Genomic DNA, 19,958 nt, shown 5'->3' on the forward strand with positions numbered 1-19,958 from the left:
CGATGGCCGCGATCGAGATGGTCAACATCGTCAAGAAGTACGGCGACGGGTTCCCCGCCGTGAACGACGTCAGCATCGACGTCCAGGACGGCGAGTTCATGATCCTGGTCGGTCCCTCCGGCTGCGGGAAGTCGACCCTGCTGCGCATGATCGTCGGCCTGGAGGACATCACCTCCGGCGACATGGTGATCGGCGGCAAGCGGGTCAACGACCTCGCCCCGCGGGACCGCAACCTGTCGATGGTCTTCCAGAACTACGCGCTCTACCCGCACCTCAGCGTCTACGAGAACATCGCGTTCCCCCTGCGGCTCAAGGGCAGCATCCCGGAGTCCGAGATCGACGCGAAGGTGCGCGAGGCCAGCAAGACGCTCGAGCTCGACGAGCACCTGCAGCGCAAGCCCGGCAACCTCTCCGGCGGCCAGCGCCAACGGGTGGCGATGGGCCGGGCGATCGTCCGGGATGCCGAGGCGTTCCTGTTCGACGAGCCGCTCTCGAACCTCGACGCCAAGCTCCGCGGCCAGATGCGCACCGAGATCGCGCGCCTGCAGAAGCGCCTCGGCATCACGACCGTGTACGTCACCCACGACCAGACCGAGGCGATGACCCTCGGTGACCGGGTGGCGGTCCTCCGTCGTGGCGAGCTCCAGCAGCTGGCGACCCCGCGCGAGCTCTACAACGAGCCGGTGAACCTGTTCGTCGCCGGCTTCATCGGGTCACCGCCGATGAACTTCCTCCCGGCGACCGTCGAGGGCACCCGGATCGAGCTGCCGATCGGCACCTTCGAGCTGCCCGCCGCCAAGGCGGAGCGTGCCCGTGACCGCGGCGACCTGATCGCGGGCATCCGGCCCGAGCACTTCGAGGACGCCCAGGTCGTCGACGCGAAGGTGCGCGAGCGCGGCTCGACCTTCACCGCCACCGTCGACGTGGTGGAGTGGCTCGGTCACGAGGCCTACGCCTACATCCCGTTCGAGGTGAAGCCCGAGGTGGCCGGGCACCTCGCCGACCTGGAGCGCGATCTCGACGGCGAGTCGCTGCGCACCCAGCTGGTCGTCGCGCTCGACGCGAACAGCACGATCGCCAAGGGCGAGGACGCGGAGATCTGGCTCGACCCCGAGCAGATCCACCTCTTCGATCCTGAGAGCGGCGAGAACCTCACCCGCACCTCGACGTGACGGACGCGGCGAGGCTCTGAGTCCCTGGCCGTGCTCGAGCAGGAGCGACAGGGGACTAACCTTCCTCCGTGAGCACACCTGGACCTGAATTCCGCTACTCCGACCTCCTTCCGACCGGGAAGGACACGACGCCGTACCGGCTCGTCACGACCGAGGGCGTCTCGACCTTCGAAGCCGACGGGCAGACCTTCCTCCGGGTTTCGCCCGAGGCGATCCAGACGCTGACCGCTGAGGCGATGCACGACATCTCGCACTTCCTGCGCCCAGCTCACCTCGCCCAGCTCCGCAAGATCATCGACGACCCCGAGGCATCGGGCAACGACCGGTTCGTGGCACTCGACCTGCTCAAGAACGTGAACATCTCCGCCGGCGGCGTGCTGCCGATGTGCCAGGACACCGGCACCGCGATCGTCATGGGCAAGAAGTCCGAGGGCGTGCTTACCGGCGCCGACGACGGTGAGGCGATCAGTCGCGGCGTGTACGACGCGTACACGAAGCTGAACCTGCGCTACTCGCAGCTCGCACCGCTGACGACGTACGAGGAGAAGAACACCGGCACCAACCTGCCGGCCCAGATCGAGCTGTACTCGACCCCGGACAAGGACGGCAACCCCGAGTACAAGTTCCTGTTCATGGCCAAGGGCGGCGGCTCGGCCAACAAGTCGTTCCTCTTCCAGGAGACCAAGGCCGTCCTGAACCCGAAGCGCCTGCTGGAGTTCCTTGACGAGAAGATCCGGTCGCTCGGAACCGCGGCGTGCCCGCCGTACCACCTCGCTGTGGTGATCGGCGGAACCAGCGCGGAGTTCGCCCTGAAGACGGCGAAGTACGCCAGCGCGCACTACCTCGACGACCTGCCGACCGAGGGCTCGATGAGCGCCCACGGGTTCCGCGACCTCGAGCTCGAGGAGGAGGTCTTCAAGCTGACCCAGTCCTTCGGCATCGGTGCGCAGTTCGGCGGCAAGTACTTCTGCCACGACGTCCGCGTCGTCCGGCTCCCCCGGCACGGCGCGTCCTGCCCGGTCGCGATCGCCGTCTCCTGCTCGGCCGATCGACAGGCGCTCGGCAAGATCACCGCCGAGGGCGTCTTCCTCGAGCAGCTCGAGATGGACCCGGCGCAGTACATGCCCGACGCCGGGGTGGCCGAGGACATCGCCGGTGGCGAGGTCGTCCCGATCGACCTCAACCAGCCGATGGCCGACATCCTGGCCGAGCTGCGCAAGCACCCCGTCAAGACGCGGCTCTCGCTGACCGGACCCCTGGTCGTCGCCCGCGACATCGCGCACGCCAAGATCCAGGAGCTGCTCGACAACGGCGGCGAGATGCCGGAGTACCTGAAGAACCACCCGGTCTACTACGCCGGCCCGGCCAAGACACCCGAGGGGATGGCGTCGGGTTCGTTCGGTCCGACCACCGCGGGCCGGATGGACTCCTACGTGAAGTCGTTCCAGGCCGCCGGCGGATCCATGGTGATGCTCGCCAAGGGAAACCGCTCCAAGCAGGTCACCGAGGCGTGCAACGAGTTCGGGGGTTTCTACCTCGGCTCGATCGGCGGGCCTGCTGCCCGGCTCGCGCTCGACTGCATCAAGAGCCAGGAGGTCATCGAGTACCCCGAGCTCGGCATGGAAGCGGTCTGGAAGATCGAGGTCGAGGACTTCCCGGCGTTCATCGTCGTCGACGACAAGGGCAACGACTTCTTCACCGACCCCAGCGGTGCGGTCAGCGTACCGCTCACCGCTCTCGGTGACGCCGGCGGGCTGCGCGTCCGCTCCGCCGAGAAGTAGCCGCTGCCGCCATGCAGGTCGCGCTGCACGTCGCCCGCATCTGGGCGGTCAACGTGCTGGGCACCCTGCTGGTGATCGCGGCCTTCGGCTGGATCCTGGCCGTCGTCGACGCCGACTGGCGCGACCGACTGACCGGCGACGTGCAGACCGTGGAGGTCACCGTCGTCGGGCAGCAGCGCAACGAGTTCGGCTGCGGGTCGAAGTACAAGAGCCCCGGCTGGGACTGGAAGGTCACCTATACCGACGGCGGCCGCGAGCGCACCGGTGCCCTGGTGAAGTGCGACCAGGCACCCCCGGTCGGCACGCGGGTGAGGACCCAGGTCACCGACAACGGGACCCTGGGCGGCGAGACGACCAGCAACTACTACCTGTGGTGGCCGATCGTCTCGATCGTGCTGGGCTCCGGTCTGGCTTGGATCTGGCTCGCGGGGCGGGGGAAACCGGCGCTGCAGGCGGTCCGGGCCGAGCAGAACGGCGCTTGAACGGGAACCCTCGCCGTACGCCGGACGTTGGCCGAGTACGACGACAACCACTCGTCGGTCCCGAAGGAAGGTAGAACCCCATGCAGTGCCCCACCGACGGCGCCGTCCTCGTCATGAGCGACCGCAGCGGCATCGAGATCGACTACTGCCCGACCTGTCGCGGCGTGTGGCTGGACCGCGGTGAGCTCGACAAGATCATCGAGCGCTCCGTCGCGCAGCCGGCGCCGCAGGCGGCCCCGCCGCAGCAGTACCAGCAGCCGCAGTACCAGCAGAACCAGCACTACCAGCGGCCGTACAAGCAGAAGCGCAAGGAGAGCTGGCTCTCCGAGATCTTCGACTGACCGTGCAGCGCGAGGTCCCGGGGCCGGGCCAGGAGTCCGTCTGGGACTACCCGCGGCCGCCGCGTCTCGAGCAGCGTCATGAGCGCGTCCGGGTGGTGCTCGGCGGGGTCGTGATCGCCGAGACCACCGACGCGTGGTGCGTCCTGGAGACCAGCCACCCGCCGACGTACTACCTGCCGCGGAACGCCTTCCTCGACGGCTCGCTGCGAGGGGCACCCGGTACGTCGTTCTGCGAGTGGAAGGGCGACGCGTCCTACCTCGACCTGCTGGGCGGCGGTGCCGTCGCCCAGCGCTCCGCCTGGACGTACGCCGACCCGACGCCCGGGTTCGCCGTCATCACCGACCACGTTGCGCTCTACCCCGCAGCAGTGGACGCCTGCTTCGTCGACGACGAGCGCGTCGAACCCCAGCCCGGCGGCTTCTACGGGGGCTGGATCACCTCGCGGGTGGTCGGTCCGTTCAAGGGCGCCCCCGGCACGCTGGGTTGGTAGCGCGGGCTCGTGAGGTTCAGCGCGCGAGCGCGGAGGCGAGGGCTGCGCGGATCCGCGCCTCGATCTTCGGGCCCTTCTTGATCCCGGGGGCCACCAGCTGCACGGAGTAGTAGCGGCCGTTGACGCACGCCTGACCGTTGATCCCCTGCGGCGCCTGGTCGTCCGGCACGTAGTTGAACACCTGGGTGGTGCCCTTCGGCTGCCCCTGCAGCGAGGCCATCGTGCTGAACACCTCGCACGCCTTGGTGTCGTCCAGCGTCCCGCCCTCCTCGATCAGCTCGAGGGCGTCGTCGAGCAGCTCGCGCCCGGCGAAGTCGACGTCCGACTCGAGCAGCGTGCCCACCGCGGCCGGCAGAACCTTCGCCCACTCCGAGGAGGGGACGGCCAGGACACCGACCCGCGCACCGGTCGTGGTGGAGGTCCAGGCGCAGGCGGTCAGACCGGAGAAAGCCTCGGGCTTGCCCGCGCCGAGGTCACCGTCCGCGAGTGCCTCGGCCTCGGCGCGGGAAAAGACCTCGCCGCAGTCGACGGGCGCTGCTGTCGTCGGCGTGAGCGTCGGCTGCCGGGTGGCCGTCGGCTCTGCCGTCGGTTCCTCAGAGTGCTTCGCCGCCGCGTGCGTCGACTCCGGCTCGTCCTCGTCGACGAGGTCGGTGCTGACGGCCACGAGGAGACCGATGCCGGCGACCAGGAAGAGGACGCTGAGGAAGGTGAGCGCGCGGGAGAACATGGGAGAAGTTTCCCATCCGGCTCCGCAGTAGCCTGACCGGTATGGCCTCCGACGCTGATTTCCGGACCGAGCACGACTCCCTGGGCGAGGTTCTCGTCCCGCGCGACGCCCTCTGGGGCGCGCAGACCCAGCGGGCGATCGAGAACTTCCCGATCAGCGGCCAGCCGCTGGAGGGTCAGCACGTCCGGGCACTCGCCCTGATCAAGCTCGCTGCCGCCCGGGTCAACGGTCGCCTCGAGGTGATCAGTCCCGAGCGCGCAACGGCGATCGAGGAGGCGGCGCGGTCCGTCGCCGACGGCGAACACCCCGACCAGTTCCCCCTCGACGTCTTCCAGACCGGGTCCGGCACCAGCTCCAACATGAACATGAACGAGGTCGTCTCCCGGCTCGCCGGCACCGAGGACGTCCCGGTCCACCCCAACGACCACGTGAACGCGAGCCAGTCGAGCAACGACGTCTTCCCGACCTCGATCCACGTCGCGGCCACGCTGGCCGTCGTCGAGGAGCTGCAGCCGGCACTCGAGGTCCTCCGCGCCTCGCTGGAGGCGAAGGCCGAGGAATTCTCCGGCCTGGTGAAGTCCGGGCGCACGCACCTGATGGACGCGACGCCGGTGATGCTCGGTCAGGAGTTCGGCGGGTACGCCGCGACCGCGCGGCTGGCGGTCGAACGCCTCGAGTCGGTCCTCCCCCGCGTCCGCGAGCTGCCCCTCGGCGGCACCGCCGTCGGCACCGGCATCAACACCTCGCCGGGCTTCTCGGCCACTGTCATCGAGGAGCTCTCCGGGCTCACCGGCCAGGGTTTCACCGAGACCCGCAACCACTTCGAGGGCCAGGGCACACGCGACTCGCTGGTCGAGCTGAGCGGTGTGCTGCGCACGATCGCGGTCGGCCTGACGAAGATCTGCAACGACCTGCGCTGGATGTCCTCGGGCCCGACCACCGGCCTGGCCGAGATCCACCTGCCCGACCTGCAGCCCGGCTCGAGCATCATGCCCGGCAAGGTGAACCCGGTCCTTCCCGAGGCGACCCTGATGGTCTGCGCGCAGGTGATCGGCAACGATGCCGCGATCACGACCGCCGGCGCCGCCGGGAACTTCGAGCTCAACGTGATGCTGCCCGTGATCGCCCGCAACCTTCTCGAGTCCATCCGGATCCTGTCGACCTCGAGCCGTCTGCTCGCGACCCGGTGCATCGACGGCATCACCGCGGACGCCGACCGGATGCGGCGGTACGCCGAGTCGTCACCCTCGGTCGTGACACCGCTGAACAAGTACCTCGGTTACGAGGAAGCGGCGAAGGTTGCGAAAGAATCGCTGCGGGCAGGACGGACCGTCCGGGAGCAGGTCCTGGCCCTGGGGTACGTCGAGCGCGGCGTGCTCACCCTCGAGCAGCTCGATGCCGCTCTCGACGTGGAAGGCATGACGCACCCGTGATCCCGACCAGCACACACCGGTGGACCGCGAGATGAAGACCATCGTCATCACCGGCGCCAGTGACGGCATCGGTCTGGAGTCCGCGAGCCAGCTCGCCGCGCAGGGCCACCACCTCGTGCTGGTGGGCCGCAGCCCGACCAAGCTCGCGGCCGCCGTCCAGCGGATCGCGACCGAGTCGCCGCAGGTGAAGGTCGACAGCTTCACCGCCGACTTCGCCTCCTTGGCCGACGTACGCCGGCTGGCCGGTGAGCTGCTCGCGGCGTACCCGCGGATCGACGTCCTGGTGAACAACGCCGGCACCGTCTACGACAAGCGCGAGCTGACCGTCGACGGCTACGAGGCGACCTTCGCGGTCAACCACCTCGCCGGGTTCCTGCTCACCGAGCTGCTCCTGGACCGTCTGGTCGCCAGCGGCACGGCACGGATCGTGAACACCGCCTCCGGCGGGCACTACCGCGGCACGATGGACCTCGACGACCTCGGGTTCGAGCGCGGCTACCAGATCATGCGCGCCTACAGCCGCTCCAAGCTCGCCAACGTGCTGTACACCCGCAACCTGGCGGCCAGGCTGGGCGGAACCGGCGTCACCGCGAACTGCCTGCACCCCGGAGCCGTGGCCACCAACATCTGGGCCGGCGCGCCGGCGTTCGCACGGCCGGCGCTGTCCATCGCCAAGCGTCTGCTCATGATCACGCCGGCCGAGGGCGGCGCGACGCTGACCTACCTGGCCACCAACGAGGAGGTCGCGGGTCTTTCCGGCGGCTACTACGAGAAGAACAGGCTCACGGAGCCGGCGGAGCTCGCACTCGACGAGGAGCTCGGTCGACGGCTCGTCGCCGTCAGCCGGGAGATGGTGGCGGTCTAGTACCAGCCGTGGCTGCGCTTGAACGACCACGCCGAGCAGGCCGTGCCGTAGCGCTTCGCGATGTAGCCCAGGCCCCAACGGATCTGCGTCTCGGGGTTGTTGCGCCAGTCGGCGCCCGCCGAGGCCATCTTGCTGCCGGGCAGCGCCTGCGGGATCCCGTACGCCGAGGAGTGCGGGTTGTCGGCGTGGACGTTCCAGTTCGATTCCTGGGTCCAGATCCGGTCGATGCAGTCGAAGTCGGCCGAGGCGAGTCCGTAGCGGGGCATCAGAGCCCGGGTCAGGGCCTTCGGGTCGGTCAGCGCCAGGTCCTCGGTGCGGGTCACGGCCACACCGTTGCCGGTACTGAGCTCAGCGGCCTTCAACGACGTGGCGGTGCTGACGCGCGCGGCGGTCCGGTCGCTCGAGCGGGAGACGGACTGCTCGCGACGGCTCAGGTCTGCCGCGGAGATCTCGGACTTGTCCGCGGCGAGCGACGGCAGCTGGCTGTCGGTCTTGTCTCCCGAGGCGACACCGGCCCCGACCGAAAGCGTCGTCGCGAACATCGCGACGCCGGAGTAGTAGACAGCGTTCTTCGCGCCCGCACGTACGCGCTTCGGGGGTGCGCTCCGGTGCGTCGGAACGTACTTCTGAGGCAAGGAAGAAACTCTCGGTCGACTGTGGACGTCGGCTGACGCGGCGCTGCGCCGGGGTGCTGCAGAGGAGTGACCACCTTCACAAGAACGGCGGCGGGAATCAAGTTGACCGTGCCGGATGGTGGAACTGGTCCAGAAGTTGTGACAGGTGTGACGCGTGGTGCTCCGGGGTGTCCCCCGATCTGCCCTCCTGCGGGCAGCCCGGAGGACCCGCGGCTACATGGAGACGTGCTCGAGCATCTCGGTGACCAGGGCCGCGATCGGCGACCGCTCGGACCGGGTCAAGGTCACGTGGGCGAACAGCGGGTGGCCCTTGAGCTTGTCCACCACGGCCACGACGCCGTCGTGCCGACCGACCCGCAGGTTGTCGCGCTGAGCGACGTCGTGGGTCAGGACCACCTTGGAGTTCGCGCCCATCCGCGAGAGCACCGTCAGGAGCACGTTGCGCTCCAGCGACTGCGCCTCGTCGACGATGACGAACGCGTCGTGCAGCGACCGGCCCCGGATGTGCGTCAGGGGCAGCACCTCGAGCATCCCGCGGTCGAGGATCTCGTCGATCACCTCAGGCGTGGTGATCGCACCCAGGGTGTCGAAGACGGCCTGGCCCCACGGCGACATCTTCTCCGACTCGCTGCCGGGCAGGTAGCCGAGCTCCTGACCACCGACCGCGAACAACGGACGGAAGACGACCACCTTCTTGTGCTGGCGACGCTCCATGACGGTCTCGAGGCCGGCGCAGAGAGCGAGCGCCGACTTCCCCGTCCCCGCTCGCCCTCCCAACGACACGATCCCGATCTCCGGGTCCAGGAGCAGGTCGAGCGCGACCCGCTGCTCGGCGGAGCGACCGTGCAGCCCGAAGGCCTCGCGGTCGCCCTTGACCAGGTGCACCCGCTTGTCGGCCCCGACCCGACCCAGCGCGCTGCCGCGGTCCGACATCAGCACGAGACCCGTGTGGCACGGGAGATCCCGCGCGTCGTCGAGATCGATGACGCTGTCCTCGTACAGCTCGTCGAGGTCGCTGGACAGGACGTCCATCTCGGCCACCCCGGTCCACCCGGCGTCCGACTCGTGGATCTGCTCACCGAGGTACTCCTCGGCGTCCAGGCCGACGGCCGAGGCCTTGATCCGCAGCGGCAGGTCCTTGGACACCAGCGTGACCGCGAAGCCCTCGTTGGCCAGGTTGTTCGCAACGGCGAGGATCCGGGTGTCGTTGTCCCCCAGCCGGAACCCCGAGGGCAGCGACTCGGCGTCGGTGTGGTTCAGCTCCACCCGGATGGTGCCGCCGTGCTCGCCGATCGGGACCGGGCTGTCCAGACGGCCGTTCTCGACGCGGAGCTCGTCGAGCATCCGCAGCGCCGTCCGGGCGAAGTAGCCGAGCTCGGAGTGGTGCCGTTTGCCCTCCAGCTCGGTGATCACCACGACGGGCAGCACGACCTCGTGCTCGTCGAACCTCTTCAGGGCCCCGGGATCCGCCAGGAGCACGGAGGTGTCCAGGACGTAGGTCCGGCGCTGGGAGCTCGCCTTGGTGGGGGTCTTGCTGGCAGTGCCGGACGCTGAGCGCTTCGGAGTGGCCACGGATGTTCCCCTTCGCAGACCAGCACGCCGCACCCGGCGTCCAGGTCGTCAGCAGTTGTGCTTGGACCAGGACGGGCAAGGGCCAGAGTGCTGACCCCATAGGTCGTGATTTCTCACGCACTCGCCTCCAGGTGCGGACCGCCTCGGATGCGATCCGCTGCGTTCGAAAGTACGCCGCAAATCGGGCCGAGCTCGGCCGACACGCCCGAACGCAGGGCGCGGCGCAGATGAACGTTTTGTTACGTGGCTCTCGGTCGCCTCAGCGACCGAGACGACGGTCGCGGACCGCGTAGGCACGCACCGCACGCAGGAAGTCGACGCGACGGAAGTCGGGCCAGTAGGCCTCGCAGAAGTAGAACTCGCTGTGCGCGCTCTGCCACAGCAGGAAACCCCCGAGGCGCTGCTCCCCCGAGGTGCGGATGACGAGGTCCGGATCGGGCTGGCCCTTGGTGTAGAGGTGCTCGGCGATGTGCTCGACGTCGATCACCTCGGCGAGGTCCTCGATGGTCTTGCCCTTGGCGGCCTCGGCGTGCAGGAGCGAGCGGACCGCGTCGGCGATCTCGCGACGACCGCCGTACCCGACGGCGATGTTGACCAGGATGCCGTCGGCGTCGCGGGTCGACTCCTCGGCCGCCTTGAGCCGCTCGGCGGTCTTGGCCGGAAGCAGGTCGAGCGCGCCCACCGGGTGAAGTCGCCAGCGGCGCTGGACCGCCAGGGACTCGACCGCGCCCTCGATGATGCGCAGGAGCCCCTCGAGCTGCTCGGGCGGACGGTTCAGGTTGTCGGTGGACAGCAGCCAGAGGGTGACGACCTTGACGCCGACCTCCTCGCACCAGCCGAGCAGCGGTTCGATGTTGGCGGCGCCGGCCTGGTAGCCACCAGCGGTGTCCGCGCCGACGGCCTTGGCCCAGCGTCGGTTGCCGTCGAGCATGACTCCCACGTGCTGCGGGATCCGGTCGGCCGGGAGGCGGCGTGCGAGACGGGCCTCGTACGCGGGGTACAGAACCCGACGGAGCCCACGCTTCCAATCAGCCACCCGTTCAGGCTACCGGAACGGACATTTCGATACTGGCGAGTCTCAACCTACGGTGCCGTAACCTTGATGCATGAACGCCAAGGTCCCCGTCTCCGAGAAGGCCGAAGAGGTCGTCGACAAGGCGGCCGACGTCGCCGCCGACTCCGCCCTGCAGCTGCACCGGGCGATGATGGCGGCCAAGCCAAAGCTCCGCGGCTGGCTGCACGCCGCGACCTCGCCGCTGACGATCGCGGCCGGCGTCGTCCTGATCTGCCTGTCCCCCACTGCCGCGACGAAGGTGTCCTCGGCACTGTTCGCCGGCACAGCGATCCTGCTGTTCACCGTGAGCGGGATCTACCACCGCGGCAACTGGTCGCCGAAGGTCTGGGCGTTCTGGAAGCGCTTCGACCACGCCAACATCTTCTTCCTGATCGCCGGCTCCTACACGCCGTTCGCGATCACACTGCTCGACGGTGGCGCCCGCGTCGGCATGCTCGTCATCGTCTGGACCGGTGCGGTTCTCGGCGTCGGCTTCAAGTTGTTCTGGACCAACGCACCGCGCTGGCTCTCGGCGCCGATCTACATCGCGCTCGGCTGGGCGGCGATCTTCTACGCCGACGACTTCGCCGGCGGTGGCTCGGCAGTGATCACCCTGGTCGTGGTCGGCGGCGGGCTCTACACCCTCGGCGGACTGGTCTACGCGCTGAAGCGGCCCGACCCGTTCCCGACGTGGTTCGGCTTCCACGAGATCTTCCACCTGTTCACGATCGCCGCGTTCGTGTGCCACTACATCGCGGCGTCGATAGCGACGTACAAGCTGCGCTGAGGTCAGGCAGTCAGGTTCGCGCCCAGGAACCTGAGCTGGTTGGGCAGCACCCTGCGCATGTAGCCGTAGGTGTGCGCGCCGTCCTCGAACCCGCCCGCCGGCGCCTCGGGGAGGTCCTGGATGAACTCCCGCACGGCGAAGTAGAACGGGTCGCCGTTGCCGCAGTCGATCCGGACCGGGCAGGTCGGGGAACTCGCTGCCCGCGTCGCGCAGACCCTCCTTCGCGAAGTCGGCCTTGTCGTCGAACGCGTCGTGCGAGGTGTCGCCGTACGACTCGAACAGGGCTGGGCTACATGCGACGACAGCCTTGACGGGTGCGCCACGCATCGCGAGCCGCAGTGCGCCGTACCCACCCATCGACCAGCCGTAGAGACCGAGCTCGTTGCCCAGCTTGAACCGCTCGGTGAGCATCGGCACCAGCTCGTCGATGACCATCGCGGCGCTGTCGGTACCGTCCGCCCGGGGGTGCCAGTACGACTCGCGGCCGCCGTCGACCGACGCGATCGCGAACGGCGGGACACCGTCGGCGACGGCCTGGGCGAGGAACCGGTCGACACCCATCTTGTCGAAGGCCGCCGTGTGATCGGCACGAGCACCGTGCAGGGCAACCACGAGCGGCAGGTCGATCGGTTCGAGGTCCGGCGGCAGTGACAGCGACCAGGCCGTCCGTACGCCGCCGCGGGCTTGGGAGTCGAACGAACCGTCGAAGCGCCGCCCGGGCCGGACGTCCGGGATCGGTGCCTTCTCCCCGTTCAGGCCGAGCAGCGAGTACGCCCGCACCCGACCGGGGAGGACGCCCTCGTTGACCAGCAGGCCTCCGGTCGCCACCGTGGCCGCGGCGATGCCGGCGCCGCCGAGGACGACCGCGCGCCGGGAGATCTCAGCCATGCCGCGAGACTAGCGCCCGAGGTCAGACGAACAGCGACCCCACGTCGGTGACCGGCCGCTCGCACACCATCCCGCGGCAGACGTACGCCGCCGCCCGGCCCTCGACCAGGTCGCGGCCGTGCAGCAGCGGGATCTGCGAGGTGCGGGCCTGCTCGGGGCTGACGACCAGGACCACGGCACCCAGTCGGCGCCGCGCACGAGCGGCGAGAGCCGCTCCGTCCGGGTCGCCCGGCTCGGTGACGACGACGACCTCCAGCGGTCCGTCGACGGCGGACTCCGCGGCTGCCAACGACCACCCGGCGAAGCGCGGCGCTCGTTCGGCCAGAGGACGCACGGTCGCGAGCGCTGCCTCGGCCGCGTCGCGGTGGCGTCCGGAACCGGTCAGCGCGGCGTACCGGAGCAGGGCGTGGGTGACGGCCGAGTGCCCCGACGGGCTGGCGTTGTCGGACGGGTCGCGGGGGCGGGCGATCAATGTCTCGGCGTCGTCCGCGGTGTCGTGGAACCCACCGTCGCCGTCGGCGAACTGGGTCAGCGCGACCTCGAGCAGCACGCCCGAACGCTCGAGCCAGACGTCGTCTCCCGTGGCCTCGACGAGTGCGAGGAATCCGTCGGCGACGCAGCCGTAGTCCTCGAGAACACCGGCGTGCTTGCCGACGACGCCGTCCCGGGATACGCGGCGCAGGCGCCCGTCAGCCAGGTGCAGGTCCCACAGCAGCGTCCCCGCCCGGACGGCGGCGCCGAGCAGCTCCGGCTTCTCGAGCACGCCGGCTGCCCGTGCCAGGCCGGAGACGGCCAGGCCGTTCCAGGCCGCGACCACCTTGTCGTCCTCGGCGGGCCGCTCGCGCCGCGCCCGCGCCGCGAGCAGACGCTGGCGCACCGAGGCCCACCGGTCGGTGTCGTCGGGATCGGCGAGCAGCTGGAGCACGGAAGAACCGTGCTCGAAGGTGCCCTGCTCGGTCACCGTGAGCAGCGAAGCGGCCCAGGCACCGTCGTCGGCGCCGAGCACCTCGACGAGTTGAGCGGGGGTCCAGACGTAGTAGGTCCCCTCGGCTCCTTCGGAGTCGGCATCCAGCGCCGAGGAGAACCCGCCCTGCGGGGTACCGAGCTCGTCGACCAGGAACGCGCCGGTCTCCTCCGCGATCCGACGGGCGAGCGGGTCCCCGGTGACGGCGAACCAGGACGTGTACGCCGACAGCAGCAGCGCGTTGTCGTAGAGCATCTTCTCGAAGTGCGGCACCACCCAGCGGGCGTCGACCGAGTAGCGCGCGAACCCGCCGCCGAGCTGGTCGTAGATCCCGCCGCGGGCCATCCGCTCGAGCGTCGCGACCGCCTGCGCGAGGTCGGTCGCTCCCCCGTGCCGCAGCTGGAACTCGACCAGCATGGACGGTGGGAACTTCGGCGAACCACCGAAGCCCGCGTTGACGTCGTCGAACTCGCGGGAGACCTTGCCGGCGGCGGCGTCGAGCACCTCGCGGTCGAGCGGGGCCGAACCCTCCAGCACGGCGTTCGAGGCGATGTGCGCGGCGATGTTCTCAGCCGTCGTCCCGACGTCCTCGCGCCGGTCGTTCCACGCGTCGGTGATCGCCTGCAGCAGCTGGGTGAAGCTCGGCTGCCCGTGCCGCGGCTGGTCCGGGAAGTAGGTTCCGGCGAAGAACGGCCGGCCGTCGTGGTCGAGCACGCAGGTCATCGGCCAGCCGCCGTGCCCGGTCGTCGCCACGGTCGCCTGCATGTAGACCGCGTCGACGTCGGGCCGCTCCTCGCGGTCGACCTTGACGCTGACGTAGTGCGCGTTCAGGTAGTCCGCGGTGGCCTGGTCCTCGAACGACTCGTGCGCCATCACGTGGCACCAGTGGCAGGCGGCGTACCCGACGCTCAGCAGGACCGGGACGTCGCGGCGCCTGGCCTCGGCGAAGGCCTCTGGACCCCACTCCCACCAGTCGACCGGGTTGTCGGCGTGCTGGAGGAGGTACGGGCTGGTGGCGGACGCGAGTCGGTTCCCCATGCACCCAGCCTGCCACCCGACAAGATGCCTAGGAGCGGTGGTCCCCGCAGATCCCGAACACCTCGACGGTGTGGGAGACCTCGGCGAACCCGTGCTCGGCGGCGACCGAGTCCGCCCACCTCTCGACGGCAGGGCCTTGCACCTCGACGGTCCGACCACACGCGCGGCAGACCAGGTGGTGATGGTGGCCGGTGGACTCGCAGCTGCGGTACGTGAGCTCGCCGTTCTCGTTGCGCAGCGCATCGATCGCGCCGGACTCCTGGAGCGCCTGGACGACCCGGTAGACCGTGGCGAGGCCGACCTTCTGGCCGCTGGCCCGCAGCGCGGCATGGATGTCCTGGGCGCTGAGAAACTCCGGACTCCCCTCCAGCACCCCGAGCACCATGTCCCGCTTCATGAGGCCGAACGCTACCGCCCCACCTACCAGCTGGACGTGGTGATGCCGGGCAGCTCGCCGGCGTGCGCCATCGCCCGGAACCGGATCCGGGAGACGCCCGCCTGCCGCAGGTAGCCGCGAGGGCGTCCGTCGACCTGGTCCCGGTTCCGGACCCGGACCGGTGACGCGTCCCGGGGCAGCCGGCTGAGCGCCGCGACGGCCGCGGCGAGCTCGGCGCTCCCGGGCGCCGAGGTACGCAGGGTCTCCTTCAGGTCGGCACGCCGTTCGGCGTACCGGGCGACCGTCGCCCTGCGCCGGTCGTTCGCGGCGATCTTGGACTTCTTGGCCATCAGCGCTCCTCCCGGAACACGACGTGCCGACGCACCTTCGGGTCGTACTTGCGCAGCTCGAGCCGGTCGGGATCGTTGCGCCGGTTCTTCCGGGTCACGTAGGTGACGCCGGTGCCGGCGGTCGAGCGCAGCTTCACGACCGGGCGCAGGTCGTTTCCTCGCTTCGCCATCAGAGCCGCACCCCGCTGCGTCGCAGGTCGGCGACGACGACCTCGATGCCGCGGACATCGATCACCTTGATGCCGCGGGCGCTGACCCGGAGCTTCACGGTCCGGCCGAGGCTCGGGACCCAGTAGTGCTTGGTCTGCACGTTCACCTCGAAGCGCCGGTTCGTACGGCGGTGCGAGTGCGAGACGTGGTGGCCGAAACCGGGGCGGCGCCCGGTGACCTGGCAGGTGCGTGCCATGACATTTCCTTTCCAGCGGTGGACGGCTCAGCCCTGACGGGCCTTGAGCCGCGGGTTCAGCTTGTTGATCACGAACGTGCGCCCGCGCCGGCGGACCACTTGGGCGCCCGGCTGCTTCTTCAGCGAGCGCAGGGAGTTTCGGACCTTCACGACAGGCTCCTTCTCGGCGATCGGTGGCTCGCGTACGGGATCAGCGCCATCTCCCGGGCGTTCTTGATGGCGCGTGCGACCAGACGTTGCTGCTGAGGGCTGAGTCCGGTGAGACGTCGGGACCGGATCCGCCCGCGGTCGGAGAGGTAGGTCCGCAGAAGCGCCGTGTCCTTGTAGTCGACGTGTTCGGTGCTCATGCCGGCCGCCCCGTCGCCGGGTCGACCAGACCCCGAGCGACAGCCCGGACGAGCCGCCGCGGGACCCGGTGCGGAACCCCGGCGACGACGATGGGGACCAGGTCGGCCGCCTCCGCTTTCCAGCGGGATCGACGGTGACGTGTGTTGCTGCGCGACGTACGACGCTTGGGTACTGCCACGATGTTCCTCTCGGGTGGTGGTGGGTTCAGGCCACGTCGCGGATGTCACCGAGCCACGGCTCCAGTCCGTCCTCCAGCACGTTCCAGGACGCGTGGGAGCGGCTCGCTTCGGTGGCGGTGAGCAGGAACTCGTCGAAGGCGACGGCGAGATCGCTCGGCGGCGTGCCGACGCCGGTGAAGAGCAGCCTGGTCTCGGGCATCCGGCGCCCCCAGGTGTCATGACTGCCGATGCTCAGCTGGTCGCCGGCGCCCGACCACTCCAGGACCGCGTCCGGGCGGGTGGGGACCCAGAAGCTGCCCCGGGACCGGTGCCGACCGGCGCCCAGGCGTTCGATCTGCTCCAGGAGCCGTTCGGGGTGGAACGGTCGCATCGAGGTGAAGCCCATCCGCCAGGCACCGGATTCCTCAAGCGGGGGAAGTGCCGCCGTCCGCACCGTTGCCGACCAGGCCGTCGTCTCCCGGTGGGAGTGGAGCCCCTGGAGCAGCGCACCGGAGTCGACCTGGTGGAAGCCGCTCAGCACCCGTGCGTCGGGCCGCGCGAGAGCCCGGACCAGGTCAGCCGCCTCTGCGCCCGGATCATCGTCGAGGACGACGAGGTCGGCGTACTCGATCAGTGCGCACGCCGTCTCCCCCACACCACGCTCGTCGAACGGGTTGGAGTGCCACCCACGCTCGTGCAGCAGATCGTCCGCGAGCAGGTCGTGCACCAGGTCGTCCGAGGACACCGCAGCGACGACGCCGGCGAGGCGCAGGAACCGGTTGAGGGTCGCGTTCCTGGCCATCACGTTGCCGAGCTGGTTCGCCTCGGCGGCGGCTGGCAGCGCAGCCAGGACGCTGCGCCACCGCTTGTCCCGCCCCAACCGCTCGAGTGTCGGCAGGATGTCCTCCCGCAGGGCGCAGGTGACGCACGCGTGTTCCAGCGGGATGTCGACGTGCTCGACGATGCCGCCCGCGTGGCTGACGATCCGGGTGAGCACCTGCGACTCCGGATCGATCCGGTGGCGCACCGCGACGGCATCGGGAAGGTCCCAGGACGGTCCGATCATCGCCGCGTCGATCGCTGCGGGGTCGACGCCGGTGACGACGACCAGCGGGGTCCTCACGAGCGGCCCCCGTAGCGCCGCTCGAACCGCTGAACCCGGCCTTCGCTGTCCAGCGTGCGCGTCGTGCCGGTCCAGAACCCGTGGCTGTGGCTCGTGACGTCGACGTCGACCACGGGCAGCGAGCGTCCGCCGACCTGGACGGTGGCCAGGTCCGACCGGGACGCCAGGGTGGACCGGGTGACGATCAGGTCGCCGGTCGACCGGTCACGGAAGACGACCTCGTCGTACTGGGGGTGGATCCCGTGCTGCATCTGACCTCCTGAAATGAGAATGATTCTCATTCTAACTGCGGAGGCCCGGCTGTCAACCGCGGCCTAGGATCAGCCGAACCCCCGAGGAGACCTGATGAGCGACGCCGACAAGCGCGAGATCCACGAGACCGTGCTGCGCTACTGCCGCGCGGTGGACCGGCTCGACTACGCCGGCATCCGCGCCGTGTACGCCGACGACGGCGTCGACCACCACACCGGGTTCAGCGGCACTGCTGACGAATTCGTCGCGTGGTTGGAGAAGGGGCTTCCCCACCTCGACGGCACCATGCACCTGGTCGGCAACCACCTCAGCGAGGTCGACGGCGACCAGGCGGTTGCGGAGACCTACGGGACAGCAGTGCACTGGGGGACCCCGGCGGACCTGCCCGCGATCAACTTCACCTCCGGCTTCCGCTACGTCGACCACTTCGTCCGTACGCCGGCCGGCTGGCGGATCCGGGAGCGCTTCGCCGTCCGGGAGTGGACGCGCAACGACGCCGGTCGGATCACCGCCCCGACTGGTGACGGCCCCGAGAACGGACTCCGCGGGCGACGTGACGCTGACGACCCCTTCGAGCTCCTGCGTCAGCGGGTCCTGGGCTGACCCTGCGGGACCAGACGTCGTGCCCCCGGACCCTCCGCGGCCAGCACGTCGCCAGGATTCGTGTACGGGCAGGTGCTCAGCGACAGGCAGCCGCACCCGATGCAGTCGGCGAGGTTGTCGCGCAGCGCGGTGAGCTCCGCGATGCGCTCGTCGAGGTCGTCGCGCCAGGTCCGTGCCAGCCGGGCCCACTCCCGCTTGTTCGGCGGCCGGTCGTGCGGGAGGCCGTCCAGGGCGTCCTTAATCCGTGCCAGCGGGATGCCGAGCTTCTGCGAGGCACGCACGAAAGCCACCACCCGCAGCGTGTCACGGCGGTACTCGCGGCGGTCGCCCGCCGTACGCCGGCTCGAGATCAGTCCGTACTGCTCGTAGTAGTGCAGCGTGGACACCGCGACACCCGCGCGACGGGCGACCTCGCCCGGCTTCAACCACGCGCTCACCGGTCCTCCTTGACATCAAGTGCACTTGATGAAGTCGACTCTAGGCCATGACAGCCATCACGCACCCCGGTGCCAGCCCCCACCCCGCCCCGACCTCCGACCACGACCGCCTGGTCCAGCTGGTCGCGGCCCTCGAGCGCTCGCAGCTGACCGAGGACCCCGAGGCCTTCCTCGCACTCTTCGACCCCGAGGCCGTCTGGGTCACCGGCGGTGGTCGGCGACTGGTCGGCATCGACGAGATCGCCGCGTTCACCCGGATGGTGCTGCCAGGTGCCATGGCCGACCTCTCGGTCCGGTACATCGTCCGCGGAGTCCGCTTCCTCACTCCTGACATCGCCGTCACCAGTGTCGACCAGGAGTACCTGTCCGCGGACGGTGCGCGCCTGAGCCCCCGGCAACGCGGAATGCCGACGTACACCTGGCGCCGGCGCGGCGGCGAGTGGCTGATCGTGAACGGCCAGAACACCGGCGTCGTCGAGGAGGCCGGGCCCCTCCTGCTGTCGGAAGCCGACGAGGCGTCCCTGCGCGAGGTGATCTCCACCGTCGAGCTCGGCTTCAACCAGAACGACGCTGACCTGCTGCTGCTCGACGTCGCCGCCGACGCGCACGTGGTCAACGCCAGGGGCGCGGTGCTGCGCGGTCGCGAGGCCATCGACGAGGCCACCCGAGAAGGCCTCGCCGACGCCTACCTGCGCGACGCGACCGCGCACTACCGCGTCTCCGACATCGAGCTGGTCGCTCCCGGAGTCGCCGTGCTCCACAAGGACGCGTGGTCCGACGCGGCTGCGGCGGACGCCGGCGAGCCGCCCGAGATGAACGCGCTCTACGTCCTGGTCAAGCGGGACGGACGTTGGTGGATCCTGCGCCGCCAGAACACCCTGGTGCCCTCGTCGGGCAGCGTCTGACGGCGCAGGCCGTCGTCGTACCGGGTCAGTCCCCGGCGACGGCGTCGTCGTCCGGCTCGTCACCCTTCGCGACGGCGATGAGGCGGTCGTTGACCACCTGGACCAGCTCCTCGATGTCGCCGGGTGCGGCATCGTCGAGGTCACCGACGGTGATCACGTGGACGTGGTTGTCGATCCGAACGGCAGCGGCCCACAGGCCGAGCGGGTAGGAGCCGTCCGTCGCCGCTATCGTGCCGACGGCGGTCAGGTTGACCTGGTCGTCGGTGGAGTCGTCGGTCTTGTCGTCGCTCGTGGTGACCGCGAGCTTGGTGGCCACCCCGTCGGAGTCGGTGTCGTCGACCGTGGTGCAGTCGGCCATGGCGTCCCGGAAGTCCTCCAGCGCCTCCTTCGCGTCCTCGACCGAGTCGTAGGAGTCGACGGAGCTGGAGATCAGCGGGAAGCCGGTCTCCGACCCTGCGGTGAAGTCGCGGACGACGTGGGTCGGAGCGTCCGAGGCGTCGGTGATCGCGTCGAAGCCGTCCAGGCAGCCGGGCGCACCCGAGGTGTGGTCGGCGTCCTCGTCCAGCGTGAAGCCGTTGTCGCCGAGGTTGCCCAGCGTGAGGAGTGCCTTCTCGGCGTCGGCCGTGCTCAGCGCCGTCACCTTCGGGGCCTTGTCGGCCTTGTCGGACTTGTCGTCGGACTTCGAGTCCGAGCCGCAGCCGGTCAGCACGGCGCCGAGGACGAGAGCCGCTGCGGCGCTCGCGGAGAGCCTGGTCAGGGTCGTGGTCATC

27 protein-coding genes and 1 pseudogene are annotated in these 19,958 nt (G+C 69.8%); 10 read left to right on the forward strand and 18 right to left on the reverse strand.

What is annotated here, in order from left to right:
• Positions 1 to 2 precede the first annotated feature (2 nt).
• The 5 genes from ABIE44_RS04950 (at position 3) to ABIE44_RS04970 (ending at position 4,267) form a co-directional block, all read left to right on the forward strand.
• Positions 3 to 1,172: an ABC transporter ATP-binding protein gene (locus ABIE44_RS04950; protein WP_209721311.1), complete on the forward strand. Its 1,170-nt coding sequence runs from the start codon at positions 3 to 5 to the stop codon at positions 1,170 to 1,172.
• A gap of 68 nt (positions 1,173 to 1,240) precedes the next feature.
• On the forward strand, positions 1,241 to 2,953 hold the full coding sequence (locus tag ABIE44_RS04955) for a fumarate hydratase (RefSeq protein ID WP_209721308.1): 1,713 nt from the start codon (positions 1,241 to 1,243) through the stop codon (positions 2,951 to 2,953).
• Between the two features lie 11 nt (positions 2,954 to 2,964).
• A complete protein-coding gene (locus tag ABIE44_RS04960) occupies positions 2,965 to 3,435 on the forward strand; it encodes a hypothetical protein (RefSeq protein ID WP_209721305.1) in 471 nt (156 codons plus the stop codon).
• An 80-nt stretch (positions 3,436 to 3,515) separates the two neighbouring features.
• Positions 3,516 to 3,776 carry a TFIIB-type zinc ribbon-containing protein gene (locus ABIE44_RS04965; protein ID WP_209721302.1) on the forward strand — a complete coding sequence of 87 codons (261 nt, stop codon included), beginning with the start codon at positions 3,516 to 3,518 and terminating at the stop codon, positions 3,774 to 3,776.
• Positions 3,777 to 3,778: 2 nt separating this feature from the next.
• Positions 3,779 to 4,267, forward strand: a complete 489-nt coding sequence (locus ABIE44_RS04970) for a DUF427 domain-containing protein (protein WP_209721299.1) — start codon at positions 3,779 to 3,781, stop codon at positions 4,265 to 4,267.
• A gap of 16 nt (positions 4,268 to 4,283) precedes the next feature.
• On the opposite strand, the gene ABIE44_RS04975 is transcribed toward ABIE44_RS04970, so the two are convergent.
• Positions 4,284 to 4,994, reverse strand: coding sequence for a hypothetical protein (locus ABIE44_RS04975; protein ID WP_209721295.1), 711 nt, complete (start codon positions 4,992 to 4,994; stop codon positions 4,284 to 4,286).
• A gap of 41 nt (positions 4,995 to 5,035) precedes the next feature.
• On the opposite strand from ABIE44_RS04975, the gene ABIE44_RS04980 reads away from it, so the two are divergent.
• Both ABIE44_RS04980 and ABIE44_RS04985 read left to right on the forward strand, forming a co-directional pair.
• Positions 5,036 to 6,427 carry a class II fumarate hydratase gene (locus ABIE44_RS04980; RefSeq protein WP_209721292.1) on the forward strand — a complete coding sequence of 464 codons (1,392 nt, stop codon included), beginning with the start codon at positions 5,036 to 5,038 and terminating at the stop codon, positions 6,425 to 6,427.
• A gap of 31 nt (positions 6,428 to 6,458) precedes the next feature.
• A complete protein-coding gene (locus tag ABIE44_RS04985; RefSeq protein ID WP_209721289.1) occupies positions 6,459 to 7,292 on the forward strand; it encodes an SDR family NAD(P)-dependent oxidoreductase in 834 nt (277 codons plus the stop codon).
• Here the strand turns inward: ABIE44_RS04985 and ABIE44_RS04990 are convergent.
• From ABIE44_RS04990 to ABIE44_RS05000, 3 genes are all read right to left on the reverse strand, one after another.
• Positions 7,289 to 7,927, reverse strand: coding sequence for an aggregation-promoting factor C-terminal-like domain-containing protein (locus ABIE44_RS04990; protein WP_209721286.1), 639 nt, complete (start codon positions 7,925 to 7,927; stop codon positions 7,289 to 7,291). The genes ABIE44_RS04985 and ABIE44_RS04990 overlap by 4 nt on opposite strands.
• Before the next feature lie 213 nt (positions 7,928 to 8,140).
• The gene (gene phoH2 / locus ABIE44_RS04995) at positions 8,141 to 9,499 is read right to left on the reverse strand and encodes an RNA 5'-3' helicase PhoH2 (RefSeq protein ID WP_209721283.1); all 1,359 of its coding nucleotides are present in this window, start codon (positions 9,497 to 9,499) and stop codon (positions 8,141 to 8,143) included.
• A gap of 259 nt (positions 9,500 to 9,758) precedes the next feature.
• Complete coding sequence (locus ABIE44_RS05000; RefSeq protein ID WP_209721279.1) at positions 9,759 to 10,535, reverse strand: isoprenyl transferase; 777 nt, start codon at positions 10,533 to 10,535, stop codon at positions 9,759 to 9,761.
• A 70-nt stretch (positions 10,536 to 10,605) separates the two neighbouring features.
• Between ABIE44_RS05000 and trhA the strand changes: the two genes are divergently transcribed.
• A complete protein-coding gene (trhA, locus tag ABIE44_RS05005) occupies positions 10,606 to 11,340 on the forward strand; it encodes a PAQR family membrane homeostasis protein TrhA (RefSeq protein WP_209721277.1) in 735 nt (244 codons plus the stop codon).
• Between the two features lie 2 nt (positions 11,341 to 11,342).
• Here the strand turns inward: trhA and ABIE44_RS05010 are convergent, their stop codons facing one another.
• The 12 genes and pseudogenes from ABIE44_RS05010 to ABIE44_RS05065 all read right to left on the reverse strand — a co-directional run bounded on the left by ABIE44_RS05010 (position 11,343) and on the right by ABIE44_RS05065 (position 17,242).
• The gene (locus tag ABIE44_RS05010; protein ID WP_354437865.1) at positions 11,343 to 11,474 is read right to left on the reverse strand and encodes a hypothetical protein; all 132 of its coding nucleotides are present in this window, start codon (positions 11,472 to 11,474) and stop codon (positions 11,343 to 11,345) included.
• Between the two features lie 208 nt (positions 11,475 to 11,682).
• Positions 11,683 to 12,228: pseudogene (locus ABIE44_RS05015) on the reverse strand (alpha/beta hydrolase); the annotation flags it as partial.
• Between the two features lie 22 nt (positions 12,229 to 12,250).
• Positions 12,251 to 14,230 carry a thioredoxin domain-containing protein gene (locus tag ABIE44_RS05020; RefSeq protein WP_209721272.1) on the reverse strand — a complete coding sequence of 660 codons (1,980 nt, stop codon included), beginning with the start codon at positions 14,228 to 14,230 and terminating at the stop codon, positions 12,251 to 12,253.
• A 28-nt stretch (positions 14,231 to 14,258) separates the two neighbouring features.
• Positions 14,259 to 14,627: a Fur family transcriptional regulator gene (locus ABIE44_RS05025; protein ID WP_209721269.1), complete on the reverse strand. Its 369-nt coding sequence runs from the start codon at positions 14,625 to 14,627 to the stop codon at positions 14,259 to 14,261.
• Between the two features lie 23 nt (positions 14,628 to 14,650).
• Positions 14,651 to 14,956 (reverse strand): 30S ribosomal protein S14, encoded by a 306-nt coding sequence (rpsN, locus tag ABIE44_RS05030; protein ID WP_209721266.1) that lies wholly within the window; start codon positions 14,954 to 14,956, stop codon positions 14,651 to 14,653.
• Positions 14,956 to 15,126, reverse strand: a complete 171-nt coding sequence (gene rpmG, locus ABIE44_RS05035; protein ID WP_209721263.1) for a 50S ribosomal protein L33 — start codon at positions 15,124 to 15,126, stop codon at positions 14,956 to 14,958. Before rpmG ends, rpsN begins: the two co-directional genes overlap by 1 nt.
• Complete coding sequence (gene rpmB, locus ABIE44_RS05040; RefSeq protein ID WP_209721260.1) at positions 15,126 to 15,362, reverse strand: 50S ribosomal protein L28; 237 nt, start codon at positions 15,360 to 15,362, stop codon at positions 15,126 to 15,128. Before rpmB ends, rpmG begins: the two co-directional genes overlap by 1 nt.
• A gap of 27 nt (positions 15,363 to 15,389) precedes the next feature.
• Positions 15,390 to 15,512 (reverse strand): type B 50S ribosomal protein L36, encoded by a 123-nt coding sequence (ykgO, locus tag ABIE44_RS05045; RefSeq protein ID WP_209721257.1) that lies wholly within the window; start codon positions 15,510 to 15,512, stop codon positions 15,390 to 15,392.
• The gene (gene rpsR, locus ABIE44_RS05050; protein ID WP_209721254.1) at positions 15,509 to 15,709 is read right to left on the reverse strand and encodes a 30S ribosomal protein S18; all 201 of its coding nucleotides are present in this window, start codon (positions 15,707 to 15,709) and stop codon (positions 15,509 to 15,511) included. The genes ykgO and rpsR overlap by 4 nt, the downstream gene beginning before the upstream one ends.
• On the reverse strand, positions 15,706 to 15,888 hold the full coding sequence (gene rpmF, locus ABIE44_RS05055; protein ID WP_209721252.1) for a 50S ribosomal protein L32: 183 nt from the start codon (positions 15,886 to 15,888) through the stop codon (positions 15,706 to 15,708). Before rpmF ends, rpsR begins: the two co-directional genes overlap by 4 nt.
• 26 nt (positions 15,889 to 15,914) lie before the next feature.
• The gene (locus ABIE44_RS05060) at positions 15,915 to 16,991 is read right to left on the reverse strand and encodes a GTP-binding protein (protein ID WP_209721249.1); all 1,077 of its coding nucleotides are present in this window, start codon (positions 16,989 to 16,991) and stop codon (positions 15,915 to 15,917) included.
• Complete coding sequence (locus tag ABIE44_RS05065; RefSeq protein WP_209721246.1) at positions 16,988 to 17,242, reverse strand: type B 50S ribosomal protein L31; 255 nt, start codon at positions 17,240 to 17,242, stop codon at positions 16,988 to 16,990. The genes ABIE44_RS05060 and ABIE44_RS05065 overlap by 4 nt, the downstream gene beginning before the upstream one ends.
• Before the next feature lie 94 nt (positions 17,243 to 17,336).
• On the opposite strand from ABIE44_RS05065, the gene ABIE44_RS05070 reads away from it, so the two are divergent.
• Positions 17,337 to 17,846 (forward strand): nuclear transport factor 2 family protein, encoded by a 510-nt coding sequence (locus ABIE44_RS05070; protein WP_209721243.1) that lies wholly within the window; start codon positions 17,337 to 17,339, stop codon positions 17,844 to 17,846.
• Here ABIE44_RS05070 and soxR read toward each other — a convergent pair.
• Complete coding sequence (gene soxR, locus ABIE44_RS05075; RefSeq protein WP_209721240.1) at positions 17,828 to 18,283, reverse strand: redox-sensitive transcriptional activator SoxR; 456 nt, start codon at positions 18,281 to 18,283, stop codon at positions 17,828 to 17,830. The genes ABIE44_RS05070 and soxR overlap by 19 nt on opposite strands.
• Before the next feature lie 47 nt (positions 18,284 to 18,330).
• Here soxR and ABIE44_RS05080 point away from each other — a divergent pair, with 47 nt between their 5' ends.
• Positions 18,331 to 19,188: an SgcJ/EcaC family oxidoreductase gene (locus ABIE44_RS05080; protein WP_209721237.1), complete on the forward strand. Its 858-nt coding sequence runs from the start codon at positions 18,331 to 18,333 to the stop codon at positions 19,186 to 19,188.
• A 25-nt stretch (positions 19,189 to 19,213) separates the two neighbouring features.
• Here the strand turns inward: ABIE44_RS05080 and ABIE44_RS05085 are convergent, their stop codons facing one another.
• Positions 19,214 to 19,957, reverse strand: a complete 744-nt coding sequence (locus ABIE44_RS05085) for a hypothetical protein (protein WP_209721234.1) — start codon at positions 19,955 to 19,957, stop codon at positions 19,214 to 19,216.
• Position 19,958: the final 1 nt, after the last annotated feature.

Origin of the sequence: Marmoricola sp. OAE513, from assembly GCF_040546585.1 — a bacterium.
In the GTDB taxonomy this organism is placed as follows: Bacteria; Actinomycetota; Actinomycetes; order Propionibacteriales; family Nocardioidaceae; genus Marmoricola.